29 protein-coding genes are annotated in these 26,547 nt (G+C 55.3%); 18 read left to right on the forward strand and 11 right to left on the reverse strand.

Annotated features, from left to right (window positions below):
• Positions 1–106 precede the first annotated feature (106 nt).
• The 3 genes from ASD8599_RS14585 to ASD8599_RS14595 all read left to right on the forward strand — a co-directional run bounded on the left by ASD8599_RS14585 (position 107) and on the right by ASD8599_RS14595 (position 3,048).
• Positions 107–1,144: an NADP-dependent oxidoreductase gene (locus ASD8599_RS14585; protein ID WP_108829207.1), complete on the forward strand. Its 1,038-nt coding sequence runs from the start codon at positions 107–109 to the stop codon at positions 1,142–1,144.
• A 91-nt stretch (positions 1,145–1,235) separates the two neighbouring features.
• Positions 1,236–2,195 (forward strand): cysteine synthase A, encoded by a 960-nt coding sequence (gene cysK / locus ASD8599_RS14590; protein ID WP_108829208.1) that lies wholly within the window; start codon positions 1,236–1,238, stop codon positions 2,193–2,195.
• Between the two features lie 4 nt (positions 2,196–2,199).
• A complete protein-coding gene (locus tag ASD8599_RS14595) occupies positions 2,200–3,048 on the forward strand; it encodes a sulfotransferase (RefSeq protein ID WP_181364501.1) in 849 nt (282 codons plus the stop codon).
• A 31-nt stretch (positions 3,049–3,079) separates the two neighbouring features.
• Here the strand turns inward: ASD8599_RS14595 and ASD8599_RS14600 are convergent, their stop codons facing one another.
• Positions 3,080–3,985: a LysR family transcriptional regulator gene (locus ASD8599_RS14600; protein ID WP_108829210.1), complete on the reverse strand. Its 906-nt coding sequence runs from the start codon at positions 3,983–3,985 to the stop codon at positions 3,080–3,082.
• A gap of 107 nt (positions 3,986–4,092) precedes the next feature.
• Here ASD8599_RS14600 and metF point away from each other — a divergent pair, with 107 nt between their 5' ends.
• A complete protein-coding gene (gene metF, locus ASD8599_RS14605) occupies positions 4,093–4,959 on the forward strand; it encodes a methylenetetrahydrofolate reductase [NAD(P)H] (protein ID WP_108829211.1) in 867 nt (288 codons plus the stop codon).
• 61 nt (positions 4,960–5,020) lie between these two features.
• Positions 5,021–5,512 (forward strand): PaaI family thioesterase, encoded by a 492-nt coding sequence (locus ASD8599_RS14610; RefSeq protein ID WP_108829212.1) that lies wholly within the window; start codon positions 5,021–5,023, stop codon positions 5,510–5,512.
• Here ASD8599_RS14610 and ASD8599_RS14615 read toward each other — a convergent pair.
• Both ASD8599_RS14615 and ASD8599_RS14620 read right to left on the reverse strand, forming a co-directional pair.
• Entirely contained in the window at positions 5,496–6,566 is a 1,071-nt protein-coding gene (locus ASD8599_RS14615; protein ID WP_108829213.1) for a DUF2235 domain-containing protein, read from the reverse strand. The two genes, ASD8599_RS14610 and ASD8599_RS14615, sit on opposite strands and share 17 nt — an antisense overlap.
• Complete coding sequence (locus tag ASD8599_RS14620; RefSeq protein WP_108829214.1) at positions 6,544–8,841, reverse strand: xanthine dehydrogenase family protein molybdopterin-binding subunit; 2,298 nt, start codon at positions 8,839–8,841, stop codon at positions 6,544–6,546. Before ASD8599_RS14620 ends, ASD8599_RS14615 begins: the two co-directional genes overlap by 23 nt.
• A 169-nt stretch (positions 8,842–9,010) precedes the next feature.
• Here ASD8599_RS14620 and ASD8599_RS14625 point away from each other — a divergent pair, with 169 nt between their 5' ends.
• Together ASD8599_RS14625 and ASD8599_RS14630 are read left to right on the forward strand one after the other, a co-directional pair.
• Complete coding sequence (locus ASD8599_RS14625; protein WP_108829215.1) at positions 9,011–9,889, forward strand: phytanoyl-CoA dioxygenase family protein; 879 nt, start codon at positions 9,011–9,013, stop codon at positions 9,887–9,889.
• Positions 9,889–10,482 carry an HD domain-containing protein gene (locus tag ASD8599_RS14630; protein ID WP_181364556.1) on the forward strand — a complete coding sequence of 198 codons (594 nt, stop codon included), beginning with the start codon at positions 9,889–9,891 and terminating at the stop codon, positions 10,480–10,482. Before ASD8599_RS14625 ends, ASD8599_RS14630 begins: the two co-directional genes overlap by 1 nt.
• Before the next feature lie 84 nt (positions 10,483–10,566).
• On the opposite strand, the gene ASD8599_RS14635 is transcribed toward ASD8599_RS14630, so the two are convergent.
• Positions 10,567–11,790 (reverse strand): acyl-CoA dehydrogenase, encoded by a 1,224-nt coding sequence (locus ASD8599_RS14635; RefSeq protein ID WP_108829217.1) that lies wholly within the window; start codon positions 11,788–11,790, stop codon positions 10,567–10,569.
• A gap of 101 nt (positions 11,791–11,891) precedes the next feature.
• Here ASD8599_RS14635 and ASD8599_RS14640 point away from each other — a divergent pair, with 101 nt between their 5' ends.
• Positions 11,892–12,782, forward strand: a complete 891-nt coding sequence (locus ASD8599_RS14640) for a LysR substrate-binding domain-containing protein (protein ID WP_108829218.1) — start codon at positions 11,892–11,894, stop codon at positions 12,780–12,782.
• Positions 12,783–12,889: 107 nt separating this feature from the next.
• On the forward strand, positions 12,890–13,237 hold the full coding sequence (locus ASD8599_RS14645) for a cupredoxin domain-containing protein (protein WP_108829219.1): 348 nt from the start codon (positions 12,890–12,892) through the stop codon (positions 13,235–13,237).
• A 60-nt stretch (positions 13,238–13,297) separates the two neighbouring features.
• On the opposite strand, the gene ASD8599_RS14650 is transcribed toward ASD8599_RS14645, so the two are convergent.
• From ASD8599_RS14650 to ASD8599_RS14660, 3 genes are all read right to left on the reverse strand, one after another.
• Positions 13,298–13,969 (reverse strand): SOS response-associated peptidase, encoded by a 672-nt coding sequence (locus tag ASD8599_RS14650; RefSeq protein ID WP_108829220.1) that lies wholly within the window; start codon positions 13,967–13,969, stop codon positions 13,298–13,300.
• A 69-nt stretch (positions 13,970–14,038) separates the two neighbouring features.
• On the reverse strand, positions 14,039–14,566 hold the full coding sequence (locus ASD8599_RS14655) for a GNAT family N-acetyltransferase (RefSeq protein WP_108829221.1): 528 nt from the start codon (positions 14,564–14,566) through the stop codon (positions 14,039–14,041).
• 118 nt (positions 14,567–14,684) lie between these two features.
• A complete protein-coding gene (locus tag ASD8599_RS14660) occupies positions 14,685–16,244 on the reverse strand; it encodes a bifunctional metallophosphatase/5'-nucleotidase (protein ID WP_108830208.1) in 1,560 nt (519 codons plus the stop codon).
• Between the two features lie 136 nt (positions 16,245–16,380).
• Here ASD8599_RS14660 and ASD8599_RS14665 point away from each other — a divergent pair, with 136 nt between their 5' ends.
• The 3 genes from ASD8599_RS14665 to ASD8599_RS14675 are packed head-to-tail and all read left to right on the forward strand — an operon-like array spanning position 16,381 to position 18,192.
• Positions 16,381–16,719, forward strand: a complete 339-nt coding sequence (locus tag ASD8599_RS14665) for a DUF952 domain-containing protein (protein WP_108829222.1) — start codon at positions 16,381–16,383, stop codon at positions 16,717–16,719.
• Position 16,720: 1 nt separating this feature from the next.
• Positions 16,721–17,152, forward strand: coding sequence for a DUF1330 domain-containing protein (locus ASD8599_RS14670; protein WP_108829223.1), 432 nt, complete (start codon positions 16,721–16,723; stop codon positions 17,150–17,152).
• Positions 17,149–18,192 carry a quinone-dependent dihydroorotate dehydrogenase gene (locus ASD8599_RS14675; protein WP_108829224.1) on the forward strand — a complete coding sequence of 348 codons (1,044 nt, stop codon included), beginning with the start codon at positions 17,149–17,151 and terminating at the stop codon, positions 18,190–18,192. The genes ASD8599_RS14670 and ASD8599_RS14675 overlap by 4 nt, the downstream gene beginning before the upstream one ends.
• Before the next feature lie 54 nt (positions 18,193–18,246).
• Here the strand turns inward: ASD8599_RS14675 and ASD8599_RS14680 are convergent, their stop codons facing one another.
• From ASD8599_RS14680 to ASD8599_RS14690, 3 genes are read right to left on the reverse strand one after another with little or no spacing between them, the layout of a single operon-like run.
• Positions 18,247–19,587, reverse strand: a complete 1,341-nt coding sequence (locus ASD8599_RS14680) for an MATE family efflux transporter (RefSeq protein ID WP_245926055.1) — start codon at positions 19,585–19,587, stop codon at positions 18,247–18,249.
• Entirely contained in the window at positions 19,571–20,080 is a 510-nt protein-coding gene (locus ASD8599_RS14685; RefSeq protein WP_108829225.1) for a PaaI family thioesterase, read from the reverse strand. The genes ASD8599_RS14680 and ASD8599_RS14685 overlap by 17 nt, the downstream gene beginning before the upstream one ends.
• A gap of 2 nt (positions 20,081–20,082) precedes the next feature.
• Positions 20,083–20,505, reverse strand: a complete 423-nt coding sequence (locus ASD8599_RS14690) for a PaaI family thioesterase (RefSeq protein WP_108829226.1) — start codon at positions 20,503–20,505, stop codon at positions 20,083–20,085.
• A 109-nt stretch (positions 20,506–20,614) separates the two neighbouring features.
• Between ASD8599_RS14690 and ASD8599_RS14695 the strand changes: the two genes are divergently transcribed.
• On the forward strand, positions 20,615–20,992 hold the full coding sequence (locus ASD8599_RS14695) for a MerR family transcriptional regulator (RefSeq protein WP_108829227.1): 378 nt from the start codon (positions 20,615–20,617) through the stop codon (positions 20,990–20,992).
• A 1-nt stretch (position 20,993) separates the two neighbouring features.
• On the opposite strand, the gene ASD8599_RS14700 is transcribed toward ASD8599_RS14695, so the two are convergent.
• The gene (locus ASD8599_RS14700) at positions 20,994–21,602 is read right to left on the reverse strand and encodes an NAD(P)H-dependent oxidoreductase (RefSeq protein WP_108829228.1); all 609 of its coding nucleotides are present in this window, start codon (positions 21,600–21,602) and stop codon (positions 20,994–20,996) included.
• A 66-nt stretch (positions 21,603–21,668) separates the two neighbouring features.
• Between ASD8599_RS14700 and ASD8599_RS14705 the strand changes: the two genes are divergently transcribed.
• The 5 genes from ASD8599_RS14705 (at position 21,669) to ASD8599_RS14725 (ending at position 26,252) form a co-directional block, all read left to right on the forward strand.
• A complete protein-coding gene (locus ASD8599_RS14705; RefSeq protein WP_108829229.1) occupies positions 21,669–22,262 on the forward strand; it encodes a TetR/AcrR family transcriptional regulator in 594 nt (197 codons plus the stop codon).
• Between the two features lie 313 nt (positions 22,263–22,575).
• Positions 22,576–23,001, forward strand: a complete 426-nt coding sequence (locus ASD8599_RS14710) for a MerR family transcriptional regulator (RefSeq protein ID WP_422664751.1) — start codon at positions 22,576–22,578, stop codon at positions 22,999–23,001.
• A gap of 39 nt (positions 23,002–23,040) precedes the next feature.
• Positions 23,041–24,822, forward strand: a complete 1,782-nt coding sequence (locus ASD8599_RS14715) for an acyl-CoA dehydrogenase C-terminal domain-containing protein (RefSeq protein WP_108829230.1) — start codon at positions 23,041–23,043, stop codon at positions 24,820–24,822.
• A 48-nt stretch (positions 24,823–24,870) separates the two neighbouring features.
• Positions 24,871–25,083, forward strand: coding sequence for a hypothetical protein (locus ASD8599_RS14720; protein ID WP_108829231.1), 213 nt, complete (start codon positions 24,871–24,873; stop codon positions 25,081–25,083).
• Between the two features lie 20 nt (positions 25,084–25,103).
• Positions 25,104–26,252, forward strand: a complete 1,149-nt coding sequence (locus tag ASD8599_RS14725) for an acyl-CoA dehydrogenase family protein (RefSeq protein ID WP_108830211.1) — start codon at positions 25,104–25,106, stop codon at positions 26,250–26,252.
• Positions 26,253–26,547 lie beyond the last annotated feature (295 nt).

The raw sequence follows: 26,547 nt of genomic DNA on the forward strand, positions 1-26,547 counted from the left end.
CAGTTGCCAAGGGGGGCTGCACCATCGCATTGCGCAACCGTAACGGAACGTCGCACTTGCCACAAATGGCAGGTCGCGCCACGCTGGCCCAAAGAGGGAGAATATCATGACAGACCAAATGCAACGCATCGCTCTGGCTGGCCGCCCGTCGGGTGCACCACAACCGGAACATTTCAGTTTTGAGACCGTAGAGGTGCCGACACCGGGACCGGGACAGATTTTGGTCCGCAACCACTACATGTCGCTTGATCCTTATATGCGCGGACGCATGGACGACGGCAAAAGCTATGCGGCCCCCGTCCCGATCGGTGGCACCATGGAAGGTGGCGGCGTGGGCGAAGTGATTGCGTCCAATTCGGAGGCCTTCAAGCCGGGCGATATCGCCTTTGGTATGTTCGGCTGGGCCACCCATGCCGTGGCAGACGCCCAGATGTGCCGCAAAATCAATCCCGACCACGGGCCAATCACAGCGTCTTTGGGTGTTTTGGGCATGCCCGGTTTCACAGGCTGGTACGGGTTGATGGAATACGGACGCCCAAAAGCCGGTGAAACGCTTGTCGTGGCAGCAGCCACCGGCCCTGTTGGGTCTATGGTCGGCCAAGTTGCGAAATCACTGGGCCTGAAAACCATCGGCATCGCGGGCGGACCCGACAAATGCAAAATGGCGGTCGAAACCTTTGGCTTTGACGTGTGCTTGGATCACCGCGCTTATGATGATGCAAAATCCATGCGTGCTGCGATCAAAGAGGCCGCCGGCGGTGGCGTCGACATCTACTTTGAAAACGTAGGGGGCAAAGTGCTGGAAGCGGTGATGCCGCTTATGAAACCACACGGGCGCATCCCGATTTGCGGTATGATCTCTTGGTACAATGACGGCGGTTTGGGCGCAGGCGCGTCTTCAAAACTGTCAGCTCCTGCAATGTGGCGCACGATTTTGGTGAACTTCCTGTCTGTGAACGGCTTCATCATTTCAAATCATTGGAATGACTTCCCAAAATTCCTTGGTGAAATTGGCCCCAAAGTGGCCTCAGGCGATATCAAGGTCGTTGAGGACATCGCAGAAGGGCTTGAGAACGCACCAAAAGCCTTCATGGGGCTTCTTGAGGGGAAAAATGTCGGAAAACAGATCGTAAAAGTGATCTGATTGTTCTTTTCCAGCGCGTGATTGCCTTGCGCGCTGGAATTTCATCCCGTTCCTGCCTAGCTTGGGTCCAACAACAAAAAGGATCACGGATATGGCACAGCCCGGACGCGGAAAAATTTACGACAGCATCACCGAGACAGTTGGCAACACACCTCTTGTCCGATTGAACAAATTGGCAGCGGCACACGGGTCCAAAGCCAACATTCTGGCCAAGCTGGAATTTTTCAACCCGACGTCTTCGGTCAAAGACCGTATTGGCGTGGCCATGGTCGAAGCGATGGAAGCCGCAGGCACCATCACCCCCGGCAAAACCACCCTGATCGAACCGACCTCCGGCAACACAGGCATCGGCCTTGCGCTGGCCGCCGCCGCCAAAGGCTACAAGCTGATCCTGACCATGCCCGAAAGCATGTCGATTGAACGGCGCAAAATGTTTGCGATCCTTGGCGCCACGATGGAGCTGACGGAACCCGCAAAAGGTATGAAAGGCGCGATTGCCAAGGCTGAGGAACTCGCCGCCTCGATTCCCGATGCCGTGATCCCGCAACAATTCGAGAACCCGGCCAATCCCGCCATCCACGTGGCGACAACGGGCCCCGAAATCTGGAACGACACGGGCGGCAACATCGACGCCTTTGTGTCGGGGATCGGCACAGGCGGCACGATCACCGGCGCGGGTGGGTTCCTGAAACAGCAAAATCCGAACATCCATATCGTGGCCGTTGAGCCTACGGATTCGCCTGTTCTGTCTGGAGGTGCCCCCGGCCCGCATAAAATCCAAGGCATCGGTGCAGGCTTCGCCCCCGCGATCCTGAACACTGAAATCTACGACGAGGTGCTGACCGTTTCCAACGACGACGCATTTGCGTTGGCCCGTGAAGTGGCCGCGTTGGAAGGTGTGCCTGTAGGTATCTCGTCCGGCGCTGCGCTGAAAGCGGCACTAGAGCTTGGTGCGCGAGACGATATGGCAGGTAAAAACATCGTCGTGATCCTCGCCAGCTTTGCAGAACGGTATTTGTCCACGGCCTTGTTTGACGGCCTCGGAGACTGAGTGTTTGGCGCACGAGAACTATTTCTCGTATATCAGTTTAGCGCGTGCAGGCTCCTCTTGGCTGCACGCGTATCTTAAAAATCACACCACGGCCCAGATGACGGCAACCAAGGAAATCAACTGGTTCAATAGGCGCAATCCAAAACAACGGCAGCGAATTGATGCGCGTATTCGCGCACGATGGGAGGCCACGCAACAGCAGCTTCTGAACGGTGAGATTGAGATGACGCCGGGCATACTGGAATATCGGGATCGCTTTGAGATGCGGACTGATGCCGATTATAAGCGCTTCTTTACTTCGCGCGTGGAACCGGACGCCGTTTTTGGAGACATCACACCAAGCTACGGGCGTTTGTCGCAGATCGAATTTGGACGTATGCTTGCCCTATTTCCTGAAACAAAGCTGATCTTCTTGATGCGAAATCCCGCAGAGCAATTGTGGTCACGTGCAGCACATCAGATCAAAAACAAATCGCTCACAGTCACGATGGAGCAGATCGTTGGACAATGGATGGCCCCCTGTATACCCTCCAATCCAATACCTTTCGCCCCTGAGATTTATGAAAACGCCGTCCAAAGCGTGCCGCCAGAACGGATTTTTCGACACTTCACAGAACATATGTTTTCAGAGAATGCTGATGAGATGTTGCAAGAGCTATGTGGGTTTCTTGGCATAATTGGAAAACCTGTCGCCAAACATGAGTTTACCCGTAATCGTGGGAGATATCCCCCTCTGCCCGAGGAATTGCGCAAATCCATCGTGCAACGCACTGCAAAATCATACCTTTGGGCAGAAAAAACAATATCAAACCTGCCAGACAACTGGCGTCGCGATATAGAGTTGTATTTGTAACGCCAAGGGTCAAAATCTAATGCTTCTGCCGCTATGCCTGCTGTAACTTGCGCGCTTCAACCCGTGCCAGTTCAATCAGCCGCTTCATGTAGGGTTTATCACGTTCGTCACTGCGAATGGCGGCATAGAGACGCCGTGTGATGCCATCTTTGGTCAGCGGACGGGTGATGTAGTCGGATGAATATTTCACTTCCCGAACCACCCAATCGGGCAGGACGGATACCCCACGATTAGAGGCCACCAATAACAAAATGACAGCTGTCAATTCAGCCTGCCGCACAGTTTCGGGTTCAACTTTGTTCGGGATCAAAAGCTGACTGAACACGTCCAGTCGCGTGCGTTCCACAGGATAGGTGATCAGTGTCTCACCACGGAAATCCTTTGCATCGATATAGTCCTTTTGGGCCAGCGGGTGATCCTTTGAGGCAACAAAAACCGCTTGATAATCAAAGAGTTCGATAAAATCGATCCCCGGTATTTCCTCTGGGTCGGATGACACCACCAAATCGACCTGTTCTTTCATCAACGCAGGCAAGGCATCAAAAGCAAGACCGGGGCGTATATCCACATCAACGTCCTGCCACGAGCGGCGAAATTCTTCCAGCACAGGAAACAGCCATTCAAAGCAGGCATGACATTCGATGGCGATGTGCATTCGCCCCGACTTACCATCGCGCAGACCTGTGAACTCTGCCAAAGTTGCTTCGATCTGGGGCAAAACCTGTTCCGCAAGCCGCAACAGACGCAGGCCCGCCGCAGACAATCGCAGCGGTTTGGACCGGCGTACAAACAATTCCACCCCCGCTTGATCCTCAAGACCTTTGACCTGATGGCTTAACGCGCTTTGGGTGATGTGCAGCTGGTCGGCTGCCTTGGCCAAACCACCCGCTTCATGAATGGCTTTGATGGTGCGCAAGTGGCGAAATTCGATATGCATATGAAACTCATATTGTTGATGAGAGTTATGAATTTGATTCACTAACACAATCATGGGACAAAGCACAACGCCCCGCCACAACCGCCAAACCAAGTCAGGAACATCACATGACATCGCCCGCCATTTCCTTTGAGGTCTTCCCCCCAAAGTCAATCGATGCATCTTTCCGGCTTTGGGACACAGCGCAAGCTTTGGCGCCTCTTGATCCACGGTTCTTCTCCGTGACCTATGGCGCCGGCGGCTCCACACAGGACTTGACGCATGATGCAGCCGCCACTTTGCGCCGTACATCGGGCATGCCAATTGCCGCCCATCTGACCTGCGTCGGGGCATCAAAATCCCAAGTTATGGCCACCGCCCAAAAATTCGCTAAGGCGGGGATCACCGATATCGTGGCCTTGCGCGGGGACCCTGTGCAAGGTGACGCCGCGTTCACCGCACACCCGGACGGCTTTGCCAACAGCGTGGAATTGATCGAAGCCTTGGCAGCCACCGGGAAATTCACCATCCGTGTTGGCGCCTATCCCGAAACGCATCCCGATGCGGTATCAGACCAACAAAACGTTGAATGGTTAAAAGCCAAACTGGATGCGGGCGCGGCTGAGGCAATCACACAATTTTTCTTTGATCCGGAACACTTCCTTCGGTTCCGCGACGCCTGCGTCAAAGCTGGAATTACTGCCCCAATCACACCCGGAATTTTGCCAATCTCGAACTGGAAAAGCACCGTCAGCTTTGCCGAAAGGTGCGGCGCATCAATCCCTGCAGATCTCGCCCAAGCTTTTGAAAACGCTGTACGCGATGACCGCATGGACCTTCTGTCCATCGCCCAGTGCACAGAACTATGCGATGACCTGATGTGCGAAGGTGTCGATGCGCTGCATTTCTACACGTTGAACCGTCCGGACCTGACCCGCGAGGTCTGCCATGCTTTGGGTGTGACAGCAGCAAGCGGCATCCGCAACGTGGCGTAAAGCTTGTTTGCCATCGGGCTTTTTCCTAGCGTCGGCAGTAGACCCTAACGCCGGAGAGCCCATGCCCCGTATCGCGAAATCGCCCGCAGATTTGTTGAACCAGGAAGATGTCTTGGCCATGTCTGGCCTGGAATTCATGCAAAGCATATTGGACGGTACAAACCCCGGCCCGCCGATCGGGCAGACCATGGGATACACGTTACATGATATTTCTGACGGGCACGCGGTCTTTCGTGGGACACCCGAATTCAACGTGACCAACCCGATGGGCACAGTGCATGGGGGCTGGTACGGGACGCTTCTGGACAGTGCTATGGCTTGCGCTGTCATGACCAAAGTGCCGCGCGGCGCGGTTTACACAACGCTGGAATACAAGATCAACATCACCCGTGCTATTCCTTTGGGCATGCAAATTGACTGCATCGGCACTGTTGATCATTCCGGCCGTTCAACGGGTGTCGCCAGCGGAAAGATTGTCGGCGTTGAAGATGGTAAAACCTATGCCACCGGATCGACAACCTGCATCATCATGCAGATCAAGCCGACTTCGTAGTCACGATTGAAGCCGGCACAGACGTCGTCTGGGCTGCCACGCTTGGATGCACTCGCTCTGACGGATCAACCCCAACAACGCGTTGTTTTCGCGTCACAAACAATCGCCCAAACCCGCGCCATGTGCCACAGGACGGCGCCGACGCGTCTTGTTCAAACCGCGCGGCCCATCCATCGGGCAAAGGCAAACCAGCGGCTTGGGCTTTCTCTAGCATCCAGACCAATGGAATATTGGACAGGGGCCGGGCCTGCATAAATTCACCAATGTGCCCGCCCACGTCAGCATGTGACCCACGAAACCACATCTGTTCCAGATCACCGGTCCATGCTGGATCGCTTTCCCACATCACAGGCGCATAGGCCACCCGCGTCTCGTGGCGGGCCAATGCGTGGTAGCCGCGCTTAACGCATGCCCCCAAAGCGTGGTTGTGAAAGGCATGGCGTGGCGCTGAAAGCCGCCATAACACAGGTGCATTCAGCCCAAGAGATTTTACCGTATCCCAAACCCCGATCATATCAATTTCGACATGTTGATGGCAGTGGATTTTGGCAAACGCTTTGGCCGCATCTGTGCAAGGGCCACATTCATAGCGCCTGTAAATGTCACGAATGTTGCGTTCGGTGGCATGTTCGGGGCGCAACAACCCCACCATGTCGATCACCCCCGCCAAGGACCGCACCGCGTATGCCCCGCGCGAATACCCCATCAAGAATATCTTGTCGCCGGGCTTGTAGCGCGATGCAAGGTAGCCATACGCACGACGGATTTGGCGATTGATGCCGCGCCCCATAAGCACATCACCAGCCTTGCGCCAATGCGACCACTGCAACCCATGCTCATAATACACCGACACGTCGCTGCCCTTGCCCGATAGCAATTTGTAGGCAAGTCCGGCGTTCGTCTCATAGCCTTCATCCAGAGATGACATTGTGCCATCCAAGATCACCAAGTGAATGGTCGCCCCACGTGTGGGCGGTGCAACCTCTGGCATGGCACGGCCAAACCGCGCCTGCAGCCAGTGGACAATCCTGTTATTCAGCGGCGATCCGGCCATCCTTCAACAATTCCCAAACCTTATGAGGGGTGAACGGCATATCGGCTTGCCGCACACCGCGTTCCCAAAGCGCATCTTGCACTGCATTTGCAACAGCGGCCAATGCCCCGACAGTTCCAGCTTCGCCACACCCCTTCATCCCCATGATGTTGGCGGTTGACGGGACTGGTACTGACGTAAAGTTAATATTGGGTACATCCTCGGCGCGCGGCAAGGCATAGTCCATGAACGTTGCCGTGAGCAATTGGCCATCTTCATCATACACAACATGCTCTGTGACGGCTTGCCCAATGCCTTGGACGACACCGCCATGCACTTGGCCCTCGGCCAGCATCGGATTGATAAGATTGCCAAAATCGTCAATCACGAAATAGCGGTCGGTGGTCACAACGCCTGTGTCCGGATCCACCACAACCTCTGTAACATGTGCGCCGTTGGGGAAGCTGCGTGCAGGCAGTGTGGTGCGTTCTTCATGCACCAAAAGATCGTCACGACCCTTGTCGCGGGCCATCTCCGCAACCTCCAGCATGGTCGGGGTCAGGTTTGATCCATCTGCGCGAAAGCGTTCATCATCAAAGCTGATCTCAGATGCAGGCACGCCCATTTCGTCCGCCAAGAAAGCCGTGAAAGCGTCGATCATCGTCGAAACAGTGGCCAAAGTCGCCGTGTTTTGCACAGTGACGGACCGTGAACCACCCGTGCCACCACCCTGTTTGATCAAATCACTGTCGCCTTGAATGACAAAAATCTGGTCTACCGGTATGCCGGTTTGGTCAGACAAGAACTTCGCATAAACCGTTTCGTGGCCCTGCCCGTTCGATTGCGTGCCGACAAAAATATGCACGGTGCCATCGTCATTGAATTCAACGCGCGCGCTTTCGGAAGGATCGCCCAGAATGCTTTCGATATAATAGCAAAGACCTTGCCCCCGCAGCAGGCCTTTCTTGGCATCGGCTGCTTTACGCGCCTCAAATCCGTCACGGTCTGCGATCTCTGCGGCACGGTTCAGAAGCATGGGAAAGTCGCCAACATCGTATGTTTCGCCAGTGGCCGCCAGATAGGGGAATTGGTCAGGCTTGATGAAGTTGATCTGGCGCAATTCCCATGGGTCTACCCCCAATTCGCGCGCGGCACGGTCTATGACCCGCTCCAACACATAGATCGCTTCGGGTCGACCGGCGCCACGATAGGCATCCACTTGCACCGTGTTTGTGAAATAACCGTTCACTTGCAACCACGTGGTTTGCACATCATAGACCCCCATCAAAACCCGCGAAAACAGCGTGGTTTGAATGGGTTGTCCGAATTGTGAATTGTAGGCACCCAAATTGACATGGCTATGAACGCGGTAGGCGGTGATCTTGTGGTTCTCGTCAAAGGCCAGCTCAGCCGTAGATGTCAAATCGCGCCCGCCATTGTCTGACAACATGGCCTCTGTCCGCTCGGACATCCAACGCACTGGACGCCCCAACTGGCGTGCAGCCTGTGCCACGGAAAACGGTTCTGGATAACCCATCGCCTTCATACCAAAGCCGCCGCCTGTGTCGGGGTTTGTCACATGCACGTCATCCGCATCCACCCCGAAGGCCGCAACCATTGCGTTTTTGGGCACCCAAACGCCTTGCCCGTTGATGGCCACATGCAACCGTCCATCACCCCAATGGGCATAGCACCCGCGCGGTTCCAGAGAGTTCACGATGACGCGGTTGTCCCCGACTTCAAGGCTGACCACATGTGCAGCGGCGTCAAAGGCCGCATTGGTGGCGGCTTCGTCGCCCATACCCCAGTCGAAGGCCACGTTGTCAGCGGCGCTGTCGTGCAAAGTTTCCCCGCCCGCGACCAAATCCATTTTTGCTGGCAACTCGTCATAGTCCAGCACGATAAGTTCAGCAGCGTCCCGGGCTTGCGCCAAAGTCTCCGCCACAATCAGGGCAATCGGCTCACCCACATACCGCAAACGGTCTTGCGCCAACATCGGGCGCATCGTGGCGGCGCCTTTTGTGCCGTCGCGATTGTCGACCAGGGCACCCGCCATAGCGACGTTCATGCCAGCAGCTTCCAGATCCGCGCAGGTCAGAACCGCCTCGACACCATCCGCATCGCGTGCATCCGACACGTCCAGTTCCGTGATAACACCGTGGGCAATAGGTGAGCGGAAATAATACGCAAACAAAGCGTTTGCAGGGGCGATGTCATCAACATATCGTCCTGCACCGGTCAAAAAACGTACATCTTCAACACGTTTTGCCGATTGGCTTTTGCCGAATTTTTCCATTTCAACGCCCTCTGGTATCACTGCATAAGTCAGTGCGGACACTAGCCTCATTCCGCCGCATGTCCAGCCTGATAACATGACATCTTTGCGTCACTTCACGTCGAAAATAGAACAGACAGTGGCCCTGCATTTTTGAAAGCTGACCCTTAGATTAGAACAGGAGGATATCATGCCCCGACCACTTCCCCTTGAGGACGGCAAGCTGTCTGCAGGGCACCGCGAACAGTATTGGGCCGATGGCTTTTTGTTTCCGTTGCAGGTGATGCCGGCGACAGAAGCTCAGGCATTGCGGTCTGAGTTGGAAAAAATCGAACGTGACTGGCTGGAGGCGGACCTCCCCCTTCCGTTGAATACATACAAACGCGTCAATTCGCATTGCGTGATGCCTTTGGCGCATGGCATCGGATCAGATCCGCGTATTCTTGATGTGGTCGAAGGTGTGCTCGGTCCAAACATTATGGTCTATTCTGTCGAATTTTTCATCAAGGAACCCAAAACAACCCAAATCGTATCCATGCATCAGGACCTGACGTATTGGGGGCTTGGTGCCGTGGACGGGCTTGTGACGGCTTGGCTGTCCTTGTCACCCGCCACACCGGCATCCGGATGTATGGATTTTGTGAAAGGGTCACACAAAAACCCGATCTTGCCACATACCGATACATTTGACGACAACAACCTGCTCAGCCGTGGTCAAGAAGTGGCGGTTGAAGTGCGCGAAGGCGACAAACATCCGATCGAAATTCATCCCGGGCAAATCTCGTTGCATCATGGCCTGACAATCCACGGGTCAGGGCCGAACACCACCGATGACAGGCGCATCGCGGCAGTGATCCGCTATTGCACGCCGGAAATTGCCCAACAAACAGGGGGCGAGGACTACGCGACACTGGTCCGGGGGGAAGATGTGCAAAAGAACTTCGTTCCCGTTCCCGCACCTTCAACTCTATTTAGCAAAGAAAGCCTTGAACTTTATCAACACATTCGCGCCGCTCAGGCCAAAGTCATGATGAAAGGCGCAAAAGGCGAAACCGGGATGTACACATGATGGATCGGGTCAATTTCACACAAATGAAAGACGGCACCAAAGCAGAGTACGACTTTCTGACAAAACACGAAACAGAGCACACCAAAGGCACGGCGGATCGTTTGCTGAAAGCGTTGGTCGATCTTGATGAAGGCCTTTCAGGCTACCAGATCACGCGGCTTGGGCATTCGCTGCAATCGGCAACACGGGCACACCGTGATGGCGCGGATATCGATTGGGTGGTGTCCACGCTCTTGCATGACATCGGCGATATCTATGCGCCCTACAATCACGACGAATACGCCGCCACGATCCTGCGTCCATTTGTACGTGAACAATGCAGCTGGTGCGTGCAAACTCATGGCGATTTTCAAATGATCTATTACGGGCACCATGTGGGGGGAAACCCTGACAAACGGGACGCGCACAAAGGGCATATCTATTTTGACGACTGCGCCACCTTTTGTGAACGCTGGGACCAGTCAAGCTTTGACCCCGACTACGACACGTTGCCAATCGAATTCTTCACACCAATTGTGCACGAGGTTTTCGCGCGCACGCCCTATGATCCCGACGTCATCAAACCCGGCATCCGCGCACCGCTAACACGCTAAGGGCGCACCGGCACCGATACGCCCTTTCCTTTCGCTCAAAATACTTCGGGGTCCGGGGCAGCGCCCCGGTCCTGAGTTAACCTATCAGAAGAACGCCTGAATACCGGTTTGGGCGCGGCCCAAAATCAACGCATGCACATCATGTGTGCCCTCATAGGTGTTCACGGTTTCCAAGTTCATCATATGACGCATGACCTGAAACTCGCCCGAAATGCCGTTGCCGCCATGCATGTCACGCGACATACGCGCAACGTCCAAAGCCTTTCCGCAGTTGTTGCGTTTGACGATGGAAATCATCTCGGGGGCCGCTTGGGCCGCGTCCATCAAGCGTCCAACTTGCAAAGCACCTTGTAAGCCCAGCGCGATTTCCGTTTGCATGTCTGCCAGTTTTTTCTGGAACAACTGTGTGCCTGCCAAGGGCTTGTTGAACTGCTTGCGATCCAGTCCGTACTGACGCGCCGCATGCCAGCAAAACTCAGCCGCCCCCATGGCGCCCCATGCAATGCCGTACCGCGCACGGTTCAAACAACCAAACGGACCTTTCAAACCGGAAACATTGGGCAACAAAGCATCTTCGCCAACCTCAACGCCCTCCATGACAATTTCGCCCGTAATCGAGGCCCGCAACGACAATTTGTTGCCGATCTTCGGGGCGGACAAACCTTTCATGCCTTTTTCCAGAACAAAACCGCGGATGCGACCGTCATGCGCTTCGGATTTGGCCCAGACCACAAAAACATCCGCGATAGGCGCGTTTGAAATCCACATCTTGGACCCCGAAATCACGTATCCGCCGTCTGTCTTTTTTGCCACGGTCTTCATGCCAGCAGGATCGGATCCCGCATCAGGTTCAGTCAGACCAAAGCAGCCGATGAATTCACCAGAAGCCAGCTTTGGCAAGTACTTCATGCGTTGTTCTTCAGAGCCGTAGGCATAGATTGGATACATCACCAAAGACGATTGCACAGACATCATCGAGCGGTAACCGCTATCGATACGTTCGACTTCGCGAGCGACCAAGCCGTAAGATACATACGATCCGCCAAGGCCGCCATATTGCTCTGGCAACGTGACACCCAACAAGCCCATTTCACCCATTTCGCGGAAGATGGAAGAATCGGTTTCCTCGTTGGCGAACGCATTGATCACACGCGGTGCCAGTTTTTCCGTCGCATAAGCCTTTGCCGAAGCCTGGATCATACGCTCATCTTCGCTAAGCTGGGTGCTCAGGCGAAAAGGATCTTCCCAATCAAAGCTACCCAAGTCCGGTTGATCTTTCGCTTTCAGAACTTTTGCTTCTATGTTCATGGTGTGCTTCCTAAATAAATTCCGCTTTGGGGCATGATACGCGGGGTAACAAATAAACACCAATGCCAAGTGATCCTGAATAGCATGAGGAAAACGCATCAATGAAGATATCCCGCCGCAATGTTCCATCGACGGCAGCACTGATGTGTCTGGATGCCGTGGCGCAACACGGCAGCGCCACGGCCGCCGCTCAGGTGCTGGCCCTGACGCAAAGCGCTGTCAGCCGGCAACTGAAATCCTTGGAACAGCAACTGCGCGTAACGTTGGTTGAAAAAGACGGGCGCGGGCTGCGGCTAACAGCGGTCGGCCAACGCTACGCACATTCCGTACACAGCATTTTGTCCGATTTGAACGAAGCCACATTAACGGCACGGGACACCCCGCAGGCCCATACGCTTGAGCTGGCTATTTTGCCGGGCTTTGGCATGCACTGGCTTGCGCCAAGGTTGTCTGATTTTGCAGCAAAGCATCCCGAGATCACCCTGAACCTTGCGACCCGCTTTGCCCCCTTCGACTTTCGCGCGGCACGCTTCGATGCAGCAATTCACTTTGGGCGCGAAGATTGGGCCAGCGCACAACATATGGCGCTGATGGCCGAAACAGTGGTGCCTGTCTGTGCGCCAGATCTGGTCGATGGCGACCTTCTTTCACCGACAGAATTGTTGCGACATCCTTTGTTGCATCTGGACACACGGTCCAAAGGCTGGATGCGATGGTTTCAGGCGCGAGGCGTAAACGACACGCTTCCAACGGGCATGGTTTTTGACCAGTTTTCCACAATGGCACAGGCGGCCATTCATGGGGCTGGGATCGCGCTGCTGCCCGACTTTGTCGCTGAGCCACATTTGAAAAGCGGTCAGTTGAAGCTGGCCGCATCAGGCACGTCGCAAAGCATAGGCGCATATTTTTTGGTCTGGCCGCCTGAACGCACAGACTTCTCCCCACTGGATGCGTTCCGCACATGGCTCGCGGCACAAACGTCGTCAGAATAAGGGAAATGCCGCATGTCCGGCCAAGACGTGCCTCATTCGCGCCTTATTCCCCAAGTAGCGACAATTGTATGTTTTTACGGGTGGGGCCGGAACGCAAAGGAAATACTATGCTGCGAAAAATCGCATGTCTTGCTGCTGTGGCGGGTGCCTTCATCTCTACGCCGACTTATGCTGCTGAACACAACATTCTGGTGCTGCCAACGGCCTATTTTCCACAGACATCTTATGTGTCTGCTGGCGATACCCTGGAATTTGCCAACAGCTCTTTGGAAACGATCACCGTCACATCTGTCGACGGCGAATGGACAACTGGTCCGCTTGGTCCGGAACAAAGTGCCACGATCGTCGTAACCGCCGGTATGAGCCGTGATTTCATCCATGAAGGTGTCACGGACGAAAACGGCGATCCTGCCGTCACCGGTATCATTGAATTCGGCTCTGCACCTTTGAAATAACGCTTTTGCGTTTCATCTCGAATGCGCCGTTTGCCGAATGCAGGACACGGCATGTTAGTTTCACGCGGACAGCGGTTCAATCAACTGCGCACCACTTGCCCTGTTGGAATTCACAGCACGGTCCACACGGTGCCAGCGCAACGTATCTTCTGGGGCGGCCCGCATCAGCGTGGCGGCCCCTTTGCCTTGTTCACCCAGCCACTTGGGCACCTGATTTTGTTCCAGAACAACCGGCATCCGGTGATGAACAGCTGACATCGCAACATTTGCAGCCACAGTGACCGCCGCACAGGTGCGGATCGGTGCGGCCGTGTCAGCGCCCGCCCAGTCCTGCCAAACGGCCGCAAACATCAAGGGCGCCTCATCACGGCGGGTGATGTACCAAGGATCGCGCGCACCGTCCGCTCCTTTTGTCCACTCATAGAACCCCGTCGCCACAATGATGCCCCGCCTTTCGCGACAGGCCGTGCGAAAGGCGGGTTTGTCCGCGATTGTTTCCCCGCGTGCGTTGATCAATAGCGGGCCCTCGTTTGGGTTTTTGTACCAGTTTGGAATAAGCCCCCACCGCATGGCTTCCAATCGACGCTGTTCCATCTGGGACGTAATCACATGGACCAGCGTTGTCGGGCACACATTGAAGTTGGGCACATCCGGCAGATCGTTAGACGGCGCCGCCGCAAACAATTGTGCCATCGCATCATTTGGTAAGGTTATGGCAAAGCGTCCACACATGGGATGTTTCTACTGCGAAAGCGGTGCAACCTCAACGCAACAGCGCCATGTGGTGTGCCAAGGCACACCTTACGGCTGCGACGGACGGGACATCTCAAATACGTATTCTGTTAGGCCAACTATTTCCACGTCAGGCCCCAAAGTACCGACGCGCGGCCATCCCAAATGCTGTAACAGCGCTTGGGCGCGCCGGTTACGGGCATCGGTAATTGCCACGACTTTGGCGACATCCGTTTGTGCAAAAATCCAGTTGACGACTAATTGAACTGCGGCAAACCCAAGTCCACGCCCCTGACGTGTCCGCGATAGGGTGATGCCCAATTCGGCTTCAGTGCCTTGCGCGTTCACATGCAATCCGCAATCGCCAATCAGCTGATCATCATGTGTCTGAGCGATGCCAATCTGGCACCACCCCCCGGGCTTAGGCAGGGGGCCAGTTTGCATATCCGTTAGAAACCTCAAACATTGTGCGTCGGTCATATCCGTCCAACCTTGAAACTCTGCTACAACCGGGTCTTGCCGATAAGCTTGGAACGCAGCCAAGTCCCGCGGGGTAAGACGGCGCAACCTGACCTGATGGTCTTGGCAAATTGTCATCGCGTGTGCCCTTTCCAAAGGTGCAGCTTGGGTCGCCAAAGCAAAATGCCCCACATCTACTTGAGGCGGGGCATCTATTGTTGGCGCGTAAGGTGCACCTTGGTGCACCTCCGATTGGTTACTTCACGGTGATGCGACCGTCCGTGTAAGGTGTGAAGGGTCCCTTGGCTGCCAAAAACTCGGCTGTAACATCCGCCAGATCAGGGCCGAAATCATATGCGTTTTCAGCCGTTTTGAACATGGCATAGCCATCCCCACCGTTGCGCACATAGTTGTTGGACACCACGCCGTACAGCTTGTCCATGTCGATGGGAGCACCAGCAACCATGACGTCGCTGATACGTGCGCCAACTTCGGCTGCAGGATCAACGGCAAAAGAAATGCCAGCCACCTGAGGGAAACGCCCTTTGCCTTCGTCCATCTGGCTGACGCCGCTTTCCAGCGCTTCAACCATTACTGCGCCCGTCACTTGAAAGGTCGACAGCGTGTTCTGGAACGGCAGCACGGTCAGGACTTCGCCCATGGTGATCGGACCCGCATCGATGCTGGCGCGAATACCACCACCGTTCTGGATTGCAATTTCAATGCCTTGATCTTTGACGCGGTCCAACATCGCATCAGCAATAAGCGACCCCATCGAACATTCCATGGCACGGCATACTGCGCGATCACCGCCAATTTCTGTGGCAGCTTCCGCCACAACCTTGTTGCGAATTTCGTCCAAGGGTGCCGCTGCTTCCGCGATACGTGCCACGGTGGCCGCGTCTTCAGCAACCGAGCCGTCCATGATCAAAGGCTCTCCGGCGGCTTCAACAATATCGCCGGCATCATTGAAGGTGACATTCAGTTCGCCCAAAAACTTACCGTATGCATAGGCCTGAACGATAGCGGTGTTGCCGACCATCGTCGGGTATGGCCCCTGCGCGCGCTCATTCGTGTTGGACAGCAGCGTGTTGGAATGCCCGCCCACGATCACATCGATGCCCTGCACCGCAGCGGCCACCTTTTGGTCAACACTGTAGCCTGAGTGGCTCAGCACGATGATTTTGTTCACGCCAGCCTCTTGCAGTTTTGCAACTTCAGCGGCCACGGCCTTTTCCGGGTTGGAAAACGTGATGTTCGGCCCCGGGCTTGCAAGCTCATCGGTGTCTTCTGGCGTCAGACCGATCAAACCGATCTTTTGGCCGCCGCGCTCAATGATCGTTGATTTGGCCAGCTTATCCGCCAGCAACGGTTCTGCCGACACGTCGGCGTTGGACATCAGAACGGGAAAGTTCACTGCTGACATAAAGCCCGCCAAAACTTCAGGACCGTCATCGAATTCATGGTTTCCCACGGTCATCGCATCATAGCCCAGCTTGTTCATCATTTCGGCGGTCAAAGCGCCTTTGTAATAGGTGTAGAACAGTGTGCCCTGAAACTGGTCGCCCCCATCCACAAGGATCGAGTTGTTGGACCGTGCCCGCGCATCCGCGATGGCTGTGACAAGCCGCGCCGAACCGCCAAAGCACTTCCCTTCGGCATTGTCCTCGGATCCGCAACCGGAATCGTATTTGCTGATTGGCTCGAAGCGTGCATGAAAATCATTGGTGTGCAAAATGGTCAAAGTATAATCCGCAGCCGCTGTACCTGCCATCAAAGCCAATGCAGCAACCGATTGTGTCAAACGCATAAACATCGCGTGCGCCCCCTGTTGGTTCATGTATGTCCTTACATTGACCCCCGCCCCGCACAGAGTCAAAGACGGTTTTGTTAACCTTGGGTCAGCATCCGACTGCTTGACCCCAAGCGCACAGAAAGGCATCACGGGACCTATGCTGATTTTGAAAATTTTCCGGGCCGACGAATGGGCCGACTTGCGCGCTAACGGCGAAACCCAAGGTGCGCCCATCGATGTAGCGGATGGCTACGTTCACTTTTCAACCGCAGAACAAGCCGCCGAAACCGCCGCCAAACACTTTGCAGGTGCTGAGGATCTTTTCCTTTTGGGGGTCGAAACCGAGACACTGGGCGATGATCTAAAATGGGAAGTGTCGCGCGGCGACGCGCTTTTCCCCCATCTTTACCGTAGCTTGAAGCTGTCTGATGTGGCTTGGGCGCAGCCTTTGCCATTGGTGAACGGTGTGCACCAATTTCCAGCAGGGGTTGTCTAAAATGCCTCATCACATCGACCCCAACCGCGCACAATTCGACGCATTCAAAGACCTGCCACGCGACCAACCTATAGAAATGTTGAACTTGGTACAGTTCAAGATCCACGCCGAATACCCCGCAGACCATCCTATGCATGGGCAAAACCTAAGCGGCGCGGACGCGTACAAAAACTACGGTTCAGAAACAGGGCCAATTCTACAGAAAGTTGGCGGCACAATTCTGTGGCGTGGTCGCTGTGAAAGCGTTCTGATTGGTCCCGATGATGAAACGTGGGACGCATGTTTTATTGCACGCTACCCGAATTCCGGCGCTTTTCTGGCAATGGTCACGGATCCGGACTACCAAAAAGCCGTTGTGCACCGCCAAGCAGCCGTTCTGACGTCGCGCCTGATCCGGCACGGAACGACCACAGAAGGTGACACCTTCGGATGAAGCGGTTTGCAGAACAACTTGGCCTGAAAGCGCTGCGCAAAATTGACCCCGAAACGGCCCACGGCTTGGCGATCAAAGCGTTGAAAGCGGGGCTTGCCCCGACGCCGGGTCCGGTGACCTCGGATCGGCTAAAAACGTCAATCGCCGGATTAAACATGCCCAACCCGATTGGGTTGGCCGCAGGGTTCGACAAAAACGCCGAAACAGTTGCACCATTGTCCCAGGCGGGGTTCGGGTTCATCGAAGTCGGGGCAGCAACACCCATTGCCCAACCCGGCAACCCCAAACCGCGCCTGTTTCGCCTGACAGAAGACAAAGCGGCCATCAACCGTTTCGGGTTCAACAACGAAGGGGCAGAAGCCATCGCCGCACGGCTGGCAGTGCGACCAAAAGGCATTCCGGTGGGCATCAACCTTGGTGCCAACAAAACCAGCGCGAACAAAGCCGTCGACTTTGCCGAAGTGCTAAAGCTTTGTGGCCCGCATGTGGACTTTGCAACTGTCAATGTATCATCGCCAAACACGGAAAAGCTGCGTGACCTACAAGGCCCCATGGCGCTGGCGATGCTGCTGGACGGGGTCATGCAAGTGCGCGGCACCTGTCCGGTATTCTTGAAAATCGCACCGGACCTGACAGACCAGGATCTGGCAGACATTGCCAAAGTGGCTCAAGACGCACGTGTCTCCGCAATCATCACCACAAACACAACGCTGGACCGTGACGGTCTGCAAAGCCCGCATGCGGCACAAGCGGGCGGGCTGTCTGGCAAACCCCTGTTTGAAAAATCGACGCAGGTGCTGGCAAAGCTAAGCCGTTTGACGGACATCCCGCTGATCGGCGTGGGGGGGATCAGCACGGCAGAAGACGCGTACACAAAAATCAAAGCGGGCGCATCGGCTGTGCAACTGTACACCGCGCTTGTTTACGGGGGCTTATCGCTTGCCGCAAACATCGCAGGCGATTTAGACCTGCTCCTAAAGAAGGACGGCTTTGAAAACGTGGCAGAGGCAACGGGAACCGACACCCGAAGATGGCTTTAAGCTTTTCGCTTCCTTTCGCTGAAAATACTTCGGGGTCCGGGGCAGCGCCCCGGCCTACTGCACAGAACGCTCCAACGCCGGATACCGTGATCCCAGCGTGACGCCACGCGCCACAAAGCTCAAAAGCATGGCAGCCCAAAGCCCATGGTTGCCCCAAACAGGCATCGCCAGTTCGACAAACCCGAAATAGATCACAAAGCTGATAAACATCATGTTGCGCATATCAGCGCCGCGTGTGGCGCCTATGAAAATGCCATCCAGCATCCAAGCGGCACAGCCCACCAAGGGGGCCGCAATCATCCATGGCAGATATTGTCTTGCCTCGATTTGCACAGACACATCTTTTGCCATCACCTCAATCAACCATGGCCCAATCACAGCAAAAGCCGCAGACATGGCAACGCATGTGACCAATCCCCAGCTTGCTGTCAAAACCGCAGACCGACGGACACGTGCAACATCGCGGCGCCCGATGGCCCGCGCGATCAAGGTTTCGGCTGCAAAGGCAAAACCGTCCATCGCATAGGCCGTGATGTACATAAACTGTATCAACACTTCGTTGGCGGCCAGTGTCACATCGCCGAAGGCCGCGCCGTAAAATACGAAGGACGTGAAAATTGCCATCAACATGGCAGAACGCAAGAAAATATCGATGTTCACGGATGCCATATGGACAAGACGCGCATGATCGAACACGCGCGGCCAGTCTTTCCAAGCGGGATTAGCAAAAGCAGACCGACACAGCCACAGCCCGACACACGCCCCTAAAATCTCCGCAATGACCGTCGCAAATGCCACCCCTTCGACGCCCCATCCAAGACCAAGCACAAACCATAGATCAAGTCCGATGTTGACACCATTCATCACGAACTGGACTACAAACACACCTGCGGTGCGCTCCATCGCCACCAGCCAGCCTGTCAGAGCAAAAACCGCAATCGCAAAAGGCGCGGACCAAATGCGGATCGCCAAATAGTCCCGCGCAAGGCTTTCAACTTCAGCCGTTGCTGGTGAAATCCAGAACGCCCCGTAAAACAGCAGGCCCTGCAAGGCGATCAGCGTCACACCCGCACCCGCGGCGATCATCAGGGCGCGGGTCAGCAAAGCGGACACCTCCGCACTGTCCCCTGCCCCTTCGGCTTGGCCAACAAGGCCCACCGTCCCCATGCGCAAGAACCCGAAGAACCAATACAGCGTGGTCAGAATAATTGCGCCCATTGCCACAGCACCAATAGGGGCTGCTTGTCCCATTTGCCCGACAACGCCCACATCCACCGCCCCCAAAATGGGCACTGTGGCATTGGACAACACAATGGGCAGCGCAATCTTAAGAACACGCTTATGGGTCAGTGGCTGCGGCGCGGCAGTCAGGTCATGTTCAATCGGTTTTAACACGTAACTTTGGCATCAGAAAATGCCCCGTCGCTTGGGCAAACAACTTACTTCGATTGTCTTGCCACCCTTCCACATGCACCGATGAATAGCGCCGTCCGGCGCGCGTGATCCGCGCACGCGCATAGGCGTCGCGCGGCAGTCCCGATCGCAAGTAATCCACTGTAAAATCGATTGTTTTAGGGAATTTCGGCAGCGGCGTTGTGCTGTCCAGTTCCAACTCACCCGCTTCCAGGTCATCCCAGATTGACGCCCATGTCAGCGCGACAACAGATGTTATTTCCAAAAACGCCGCAGTGACGCCACCATGGATCGCAGGCAACAGCGGGTTGCCGATCAGCTTTTCCTGAAACGGCAGAATACCGGTCAATTCATCGCCTCTGCGTTCAAATTCGACGCCCAGATATTGCACATACGGGCTGCGTTCTATCAACGCTTTCAGTGCGGCATCGCGGCGCTGTTTGACCACTTGGACGGGTTCCGGTTTCTTACGCATGTCTATTTCGCCCCCTGCACGGTGAAAGTGCCTGTCGCCATCGCCACCGGATTTTCCGTGTCCTCGTCTACCGCCGTTGCACGCACAAAGGCGACACTTCGGGTCACATGATAACAGGTGGCCGTGGTGCTGACGGTTTGCCCGGGTGTTGCGGCCCGCATGTAGTCGATCCGCAAATCAATGGTGGCCGTACCGCCGGGGTTGGACGGGTGGCTCATCACAGCCGCCCCGCAACAGCTGTCCATCAGGGCCGAAATCGCACCGCCATGCATGACGCCTGTGTCCGGGTCTCCGATCAGCCGTTCATCGTAAGGCATGCGGATCGTTGCGACACCTCCGTCCAATTGCGTCAGTTCCATTCCCAAATCACGGGCATGGGGGATGGCGGTCATGAATTGCCGCGCCATATTCACTTTATCGGACATTTAGGTCTCCTGCCGTTGCGTGCAATTGAACAGTCCAGTTCAAAAAGGGCAAGTGCCCCTGTTGCGCTTGACGAATTGCAAGCCTACCTTGCCCACAGGGAGAGCGCGCATGACCGAAGACCGTCTGTCGTTTAAAGAGATGTGCGCCGCGTTCGAGGTAACCCCGAGAACGCTGCGCTATTACGAGTATATTGAACTGCTGCAACCCGACCGCGAAGGTCGGTCTCGTTTTTACGGAGCCCGTGAGCGTGCCCGCATGAAACTGATCATGCGGGGCCGCAAATTCGGCTTTCAGCTGGAAGAAATACGCCAATGGTTGCTGATCTATGAAGACGAAGGCACCGAAGCGCAAATGCAGGCGTGGGTGGACATGGCCGACCGCCAACTAAAAGAACTGGCAGAACAACGCGAGCAGCTCAACGAGGCTTTCGCTGAGCTGACCGATTTGCGTCAGAAGGTTGCCAAAGGGTTGAAAGCGAACGCATAAATCAGCGGGCGGCTTTCATTCCCAACTGCTCTGCCTGCTTGAGCCAGTTTTCGATTTTCGCCGGCTTGGCCAGTTTCACGGACCCAAGCTGCAGGATTTTTCTGGCTTTGATTCCAACAAAATCAAACACTTGATTGCGCAACACCCGTCGCCCCGGCTTGCGATATAACAGCGTGTCCAAAAGCGGGGGGGTGTCGCTGGTGATGATGGCGTCGCCGGACCTGCCCTTTAGCAATTTATTCCACCCCATACCGCGCCCTGTGTATTGGTATGCGAACCCCGACGACAAACCGCGGTCCAGCACCGCTTTGGCGCGGGCAGGCATCGACGCCCACCAGTAGGGGTGCACAATCAGAATGTGATCTGCCCAAGCCACGTTTTGCTGCCACGCAACCAGATCAGGCTCCAAGCCTTCGGTGCCTTTCAGCGATGGTCCGTCCGTATCAAAATCCATTTCGGACAGCGCCATGTGCCGCACGTTGGCGCCTTTGGCCTTTGCCCCGCTGGCGTAACGATCCGCAAGGCTCGCGCACAGTGAATCTGCGTTCGGGTGCGCGACCCAAATGAAGATATTGCGCCCCTGGGCATTGGCAGTTTTTGCAGATGACATGTCATTTCTCCTTTACTTGACACGGTGTCAATTTACACGATGTCAAGTAGGAGATAACTTTACATCATGTCAAGTAATAAAAATCGATCCACCCGCGATGTCATTCTGAAATCCGCATGGAAGGCCCTTGAAGAGACGCCAGACAAAAGTGTCCGCATGAGTGACATTGCAAAGCGTGCCGGCGTCAGCAGGCAAGCGCTGTATTTGCACTTTCCGACACGCGGTGATTTGCTGACCGCCACATCAAGGTATCTGGATGTCGTTCTGGATGTGGATGCCCGTTTGATCCCAAGCCGCACAGCCACAAACGGCCTTGATCGCTTGAACGCTTTCATCGCGTTTTGGACCGGTTACATCCCCGAAATATATGGCGTGGCCAAAGCTTTGATGGTGATGAAAGACCACGATGATGCCGCTGCCACCGCTTGGGCAGATCGCATGGGCGCCGTCCACGAAGGCTGTGTCGCAGCCGCCCAAGCCTTGTCTGACGACGGCGTATTGGCAGATGATTTAAACGTGGCAAAAGCCGCCGATTTGCTATGGGTTTTGCTGTCAGTGCGGCATTGGGAAGACGCCACAAAAAGCTGCGGGTGGTCTCAGGAAGAATATGTGTATCACATTTCTCGCGCGGCGCGATTGTCGCTTCTCAAACCCGCGTAACGGCTGGCAAGTCTTCAATTCAATCGGCGTCCCACCAAGAGAATCAGCACCGGATTGCGCCAAAACCGGGTCCGCGGTGCGCAGCGTAGCGTTCAGTCGTGCATCACCGGATCGACGTTATGGGGTCAAATTACGCACCAAACATCATATCGCGTTTGCATTTATGGCCTCACAACAAGTTGACGTTGAGTTATCGTGCGTAAACCTTCAAAGTGACGTAACGTACAACTTACGTCAACGTAAGCCTGTATTGTAACTTCATCCTTACCTGCCCACGTCATGGCCACATGATGCTGAAAAGAGAACCGAAACGATGTCTGATTTGATGCCTGAAACGATACAAGACAAAACCCTAACGATCCGCGAGATGTGTGAAGCCTTTGGCGTTACACCGCGCACTTTGCGATTCTACGAGGCCAAGGAACTTCTGTTTCCAGAACGCATTGGTCAAAAACGCCTGTTCACCCGTTCAGATCGCGCCCGCCTTAAGTTGATCCTGCGCGGCAAGAGATTTGGCTTTTCTTTGGAAGAAATCCGCCAACTTCTGGATCTGTATCACGTCGGCGACCAGCAACAGACCCAATTTGCCCGTGCCTATGACGTCGCCAAAGACCGTTTGTCCGACATGGAAGCACAACGCGACGAACTGACCGAAGCCATTGACGATTTGAAAAGCCAGATGAAGTGGGGCGAGAAAATTCTTGCCTCAATGTCATCCCCGAAAAAAGCGGCCGAATAAGCCGCCCGTCTTAACCTTACCTCAACAAGGGACTCTACCATGCCACGCTACACAGCCCCAACCAAAGACACGCAATTCATCCTGCATGATGTGTTGAAAATCTCGGAATCCACGATCCCAGGCTACGACGAGCTGGAAGCAGATTTCACATCTGCCGTTCTGGAAGAAGCCGGCAAACTGGCCACAGATGTATTGGCCCCATTGAACCCAGTGGGTGACACCGAAGGCTGCCGTTTGGAAAATGGCATCGTCTACACACCGACGGGCTTTAAGGCCGCGTTCGAGCAGGTCAAAGAAGGCGGCTGGACCGGATTGGACATGCCAGAACAATACGGCGGCCAGAACATGCCAGCCGTGATCGGCTCAGCCGTGGGCGAGATGTTTTCCGCATCAAACCAAGCCTTTACCATGTATCAGGGTCTGACCCACGGTGCAGCCTCCGCCATTTTGGCGCACGGCACAGACGCACAGAAAGACAAATGGTTGCCCAAGATGGTCAGCTGCGAATGGACCGGCACCATGAACCTGACCGAACCCCATTGCGGCACCGATCTGGGCATGATGCGCACCAAAGCGGAACCCCAAGCGGATGGGTCGTATAAGATCACAGGCCAGAAGATCTTTATCTCGTCCGGCGATCACGACATGGCCGATAACATCGTCCACTTGGTTCTGGCCAAGATCGTGGGCGGCCCTGAAGGCATCAAGGGCGTGTCCTTGTTCATCGTGCCCAAGGTGATGGTCGATGACAACGGCGACATGGGTGCGCGCAACGGTGTGTCCGTGGGCAAGATCGAAGAGAAAATGGGCATTCACGGCAATTCCACCTGCGTGATGAACTACGACGAAGCGACGGGATACCTGCTGGGCGACGAGCACAAAGGCATGCGCGCCATGTTCACCATGATGAACGAGGCCCGTTTGGGCGTCGGAATGCAGGGTCTGGCCCAAGCGGACGCCGCTTATCAGAACGCTTTGGATTACTCCAAGGACCGTTTGCAAGGCCGTGACGTGACGGGTGCGAAGAACCCAGACGGTCCAGCCGATCCATTGATCGTACACCCCGACATTCGCCGTTCTCTGATGGAGCAAAAGTCTTTCGCAGAAGGCGCACGTGCGTTCATTCTGTGGGGCGCCACCATGATCGATGCGGCACATCGTTCTGAAGACAAAGACGCTGACGGTTTGGTGTCCTTGCTGACCCCGGTCATCAAAGGCTTCCTGACGGACGTAGGCTACGACATGACCGTCAAAGCACAGCAGGTCTACGGCGGGCACGGCTATATCGAGGAATGGGGCATGTCCCAGTTCACCCGCGACGCCCGGATCGCCATGATCTATGAAGGCGCCAATGGCGTGCAGGCCTTGGACCTGGTTGGCCGTAAACTGGCCCAAGATGGCGGCAAGCATGTGATGGCGTTCTTTGATCTGGTGAAAACCTTTATCAAGGATAATGCCGGCAAAGACGACGCCTATGATGCGGCGTTTTTGGAGCCACTCAAAGCGGCGTCCAAAGACTTGCAAGCTGCAGGCATGTATTTCATGCAGAACGGTATGAAGAACCCGAACAACGCTTTGTCGGGGTCCAACGACTTCATGCATATGTTCGGTCACGTCTGCCTTGGCTTGATGTGGGCACAGATGGGCAAAGCGGCAACCGAAGCCTTGGCAAACGGCGCGTCGGACACCGCGTTCTACGAGACCAAGCTGGCCACGGGGCGCTTTTATATGGCCCGCCAATTGCCAGCAACAGCGCTGCATCTGGCCCGCATAAACACAGGTGCGGACACAGTTATGGCGTTGGACGCGGCAAACTTCTAAACTGGTGGGGTGCGCCAAGGCGCACCTTACCCTAACTTCGGAGCCTTGATGCCAAAACGCTTTCGCCTGACCCGTCGCCTTCCCATCGCCATGACCGAAGACGGTTATAGAAACCTTAAACGGTTTGCGACCGATGCAGGACTGGACGAGGGAGAGGCGCTGTCGTTTTTATTTGAAAATTTCCGCAGTGTTATCAACGAAGAAAATCTGACAGCCCGCTTGCGGTTGTTTAACGCAGAGATCGACGCGCGTAAGCGCTAGGGAGAACCCGCATGAAAGATATGGCTGGCACCGCCTCAAGCTGGATGACCGATGAGCACCAGATGATCGCCGAAATGACGCGGGCATTCATAACCAAAGAATGGGGCCCCAAATTCGAGCGTTGGCGCAAACAGGGGCAAATGGATCGCGAGACTTGGGTTGAATCCGGCGAATTGGGTCTGCTTTGCCCTTCCATCCCCGAAGAATACGGCGGAGCTGGCGGTGACTTCGGACACGAAGCCGCTATCCTGATCGAAGCATCGCGTGCCAATCTTGCGTCATGGGGTCATGGCATCCATTCAGGCATCGTCGCGCACTACATTCTGAATTGCGGAACGGAAGAGCAAAAAGCCCGATGGTTGCCAAAAATGGTCACTGGCAAGTTGGTCGGTGCCCTGGCGATGACAGAGCCGTCGACCGGGTCCGACGTTCAATCCATCAAAACAAAAGCAATTCGCGATGGAAACGCTTACCGTTTGTCGGGCCAAAAAACGTTTATAACCAACGGTCAGCACGCCAATCTGATCATCGTAGCTGCCAAAACCGATCCCAATGAACGCGCAAAAGGTGTGTCTCTGGTTGTGGTCGAAACGGATGAGGTCACAGGCTTTGCACGCGGTCGCAACCTGGACAAAATCGGGATGCATGCGGCCGATACGTCCGAGCTGTTTTTTGACAACGTAGAAATACCCCCCGAGAACATTTTGGGGGGCGACGAGGGGCAAGGGTTTTACCAGCTGATGAACCAGCTTCCACAAGAACGTTTGATCATTGCATGCGCTGCGGTTGGGGCCATGGAAGGTGCTGTTGAGCGAACAGTGGCCTATGCGCGCGAACGCGAAGCGTTTGGCGGACCAATCATGCAGTTCCAGAACACGCGCTTCAAACTGGCCGAGTGTAAAACAAAGACAATGGTCAGCCGATCATTCTTTGATGAATGTATGGCCGAGCATTTGCGCGGCGCACTCACGGCGGACAAAGCGGCGATGTGCAAGTATTGGACAACAGACACCCAAGCCTGGGTTCTGGACGAATGCCTGCAACTTCATGGCGGTTATGGGTTTATGCAAGAGTACGCTATAGGCGAGATGTGGACTGATGCCCGCGTTCAGCGCATTTACGGCGGCACCAACGAGATTATGAAAGAGCTGATCGCGAGGGCACTTTGATGTCCTGCTCTACGGTGCAATTTGTACGTTGGGGAGCCTCCGGCGGAGGTTTATCCGGCGAGATGAAGGGGGATCTTATGCGCGATCCACTCCGCCATCCGGAACCAGATAGTACGGGACGGCAGAGCTTCACCTCGCATATGGCTCAGCTCCTCAGCCTACCATACCGGTCCATGGTAGACGCATTAACCTTAATCCTTGGTGAACATCCCCTTGTTCATCTCGCAAAGTAAACCTCACGGGGGTCTGGGGGTGTGAAACCCCCAGTCTTGTTTAACAAAAAGCGTCCATGGGA

The organism is Ascidiaceihabitans donghaensis (assembly GCF_900302465.1).
Lineage (GTDB): Bacteria > Pseudomonadota > Alphaproteobacteria > Rhodobacterales > Rhodobacteraceae > Ascidiaceihabitans > Ascidiaceihabitans donghaensis.

Bases quoted from the DNA above. Each gene is read 5' to 3' on its own strand.
- ASD8599_RS14645 (WP_108829219.1), top strand. From the start codon at position 12,890: ATGCTGCGAAAAATCGCATGTCTTGCTGCTGTGGCGGGTGCCTTCATC.
- cysK (WP_108829208.1), top strand. From the start codon at position 1,236: ATGGCACAGCCCGGACGCGGAAAAATTTACGACAGCATCACCGAGACA.
- ASD8599_RS14585 (WP_108829207.1), top strand. From the start codon at position 107: ATGACAGACCAAATGCAACGCATCGCTCTGGCTGGCCGCCCGTCGGGT.
- ASD8599_RS14640 (WP_108829218.1), top strand. From the start codon at position 11,892: ATGAAGATATCCCGCCGCAATGTTCCATCGACGGCAGCACTGATGTGT.
- ASD8599_RS14650 (WP_108829220.1), bottom strand. From the start codon at position 13,969: ATGTGTGGACGCTTTGCCATAACCTTACCAAATGATGCGATGGCACAA.
- ASD8599_RS14705 (WP_108829229.1), top strand. From the start codon at position 21,669: ATGTCAAGTAATAAAAATCGATCCACCCGCGATGTCATTCTGAAATCC.
- ASD8599_RS14710 (WP_422664751.1), top strand. From the start codon at position 22,576: ATGTCTGATTTGATGCCTGAAACGATACAAGACAAAACCCTAACGATC.
- ASD8599_RS14715 (WP_108829230.1), top strand. From the start codon at position 23,041: ATGCCACGCTACACAGCCCCAACCAAAGACACGCAATTCATCCTGCAT.
- ASD8599_RS14695 (WP_108829227.1), top strand. From the start codon at position 20,615: ATGACCGAAGACCGTCTGTCGTTTAAAGAGATGTGCGCCGCGTTCGAG.
- ASD8599_RS14670 (WP_108829223.1), top strand. From the start codon at position 16,721: ATGCCTCATCACATCGACCCCAACCGCGCACAATTCGACGCATTCAAA.
- ASD8599_RS14690 (WP_108829226.1), bottom strand. From the start codon at position 20,505: ATGTCCGATAAAGTGAATATGGCGCGGCAATTCATGACCGCCATCCCC.
- ASD8599_RS14700 (WP_108829228.1), bottom strand. From the start codon at position 21,602: ATGTCATCTGCAAAAACTGCCAATGCCCAGGGGCGCAATATCTTCATT.
- metF (WP_108829211.1), top strand. From the start codon at position 4,093: ATGACATCGCCCGCCATTTCCTTTGAGGTCTTCCCCCCAAAGTCAATC.
- ASD8599_RS14660 (WP_108830208.1), bottom strand. From the start codon at position 16,244: ATGTTTATGCGTTTGACACAATCGGTTGCTGCATTGGCTTTGATGGCA.
- ASD8599_RS14630 (WP_181364556.1), top strand. From the start codon at position 9,889: ATGGATCGGGTCAATTTCACACAAATGAAAGACGGCACCAAAGCAGAG.
- ASD8599_RS14655 (WP_108829221.1), bottom strand. From the start codon at position 14,566: ATGACAATTTGCCAAGACCATCAGGTCAGGTTGCGCCGTCTTACCCCG.
- ASD8599_RS14635 (WP_108829217.1), bottom strand. From the start codon at position 11,790: ATGAACATAGAAGCAAAAGTTCTGAAAGCGAAAGATCAACCGGACTTG.
- ASD8599_RS14620 (WP_108829214.1), bottom strand. From the start codon at position 8,841: ATGGAAAAATTCGGCAAAAGCCAATCGGCAAAACGTGTTGAAGATGTA.
- ASD8599_RS14665 (WP_108829222.1), top strand. From the start codon at position 16,381: ATGCTGATTTTGAAAATTTTCCGGGCCGACGAATGGGCCGACTTGCGC.
- ASD8599_RS14600 (WP_108829210.1), bottom strand. From the start codon at position 3,985: ATGCATATCGAATTTCGCCACTTGCGCACCATCAAAGCCATTCATGAA.
- ASD8599_RS14610 (WP_108829212.1), top strand. From the start codon at position 5,021: ATGCCCCGTATCGCGAAATCGCCCGCAGATTTGTTGAACCAGGAAGAT.
- ASD8599_RS14720 (WP_108829231.1), top strand. From the start codon at position 24,871: ATGCCAAAACGCTTTCGCCTGACCCGTCGCCTTCCCATCGCCATGACC.
- ASD8599_RS14675 (WP_108829224.1), top strand. From the start codon at position 17,149: ATGAAGCGGTTTGCAGAACAACTTGGCCTGAAAGCGCTGCGCAAAATT.
- ASD8599_RS14625 (WP_108829215.1), top strand. From the start codon at position 9,011: ATGCCCCGACCACTTCCCCTTGAGGACGGCAAGCTGTCTGCAGGGCAC.
- ASD8599_RS14725 (WP_108830211.1), top strand. From the start codon at position 25,104: ATGGCTGGCACCGCCTCAAGCTGGATGACCGATGAGCACCAGATGATC.
- ASD8599_RS14615 (WP_108829213.1), bottom strand. From the start codon at position 6,566: ATGGCCGGATCGCCGCTGAATAACAGGATTGTCCACTGGCTGCAGGCG.
- ASD8599_RS14685 (WP_108829225.1), bottom strand. From the start codon at position 20,080: ATGCGTAAGAAACCGGAACCCGTCCAAGTGGTCAAACAGCGCCGCGAT.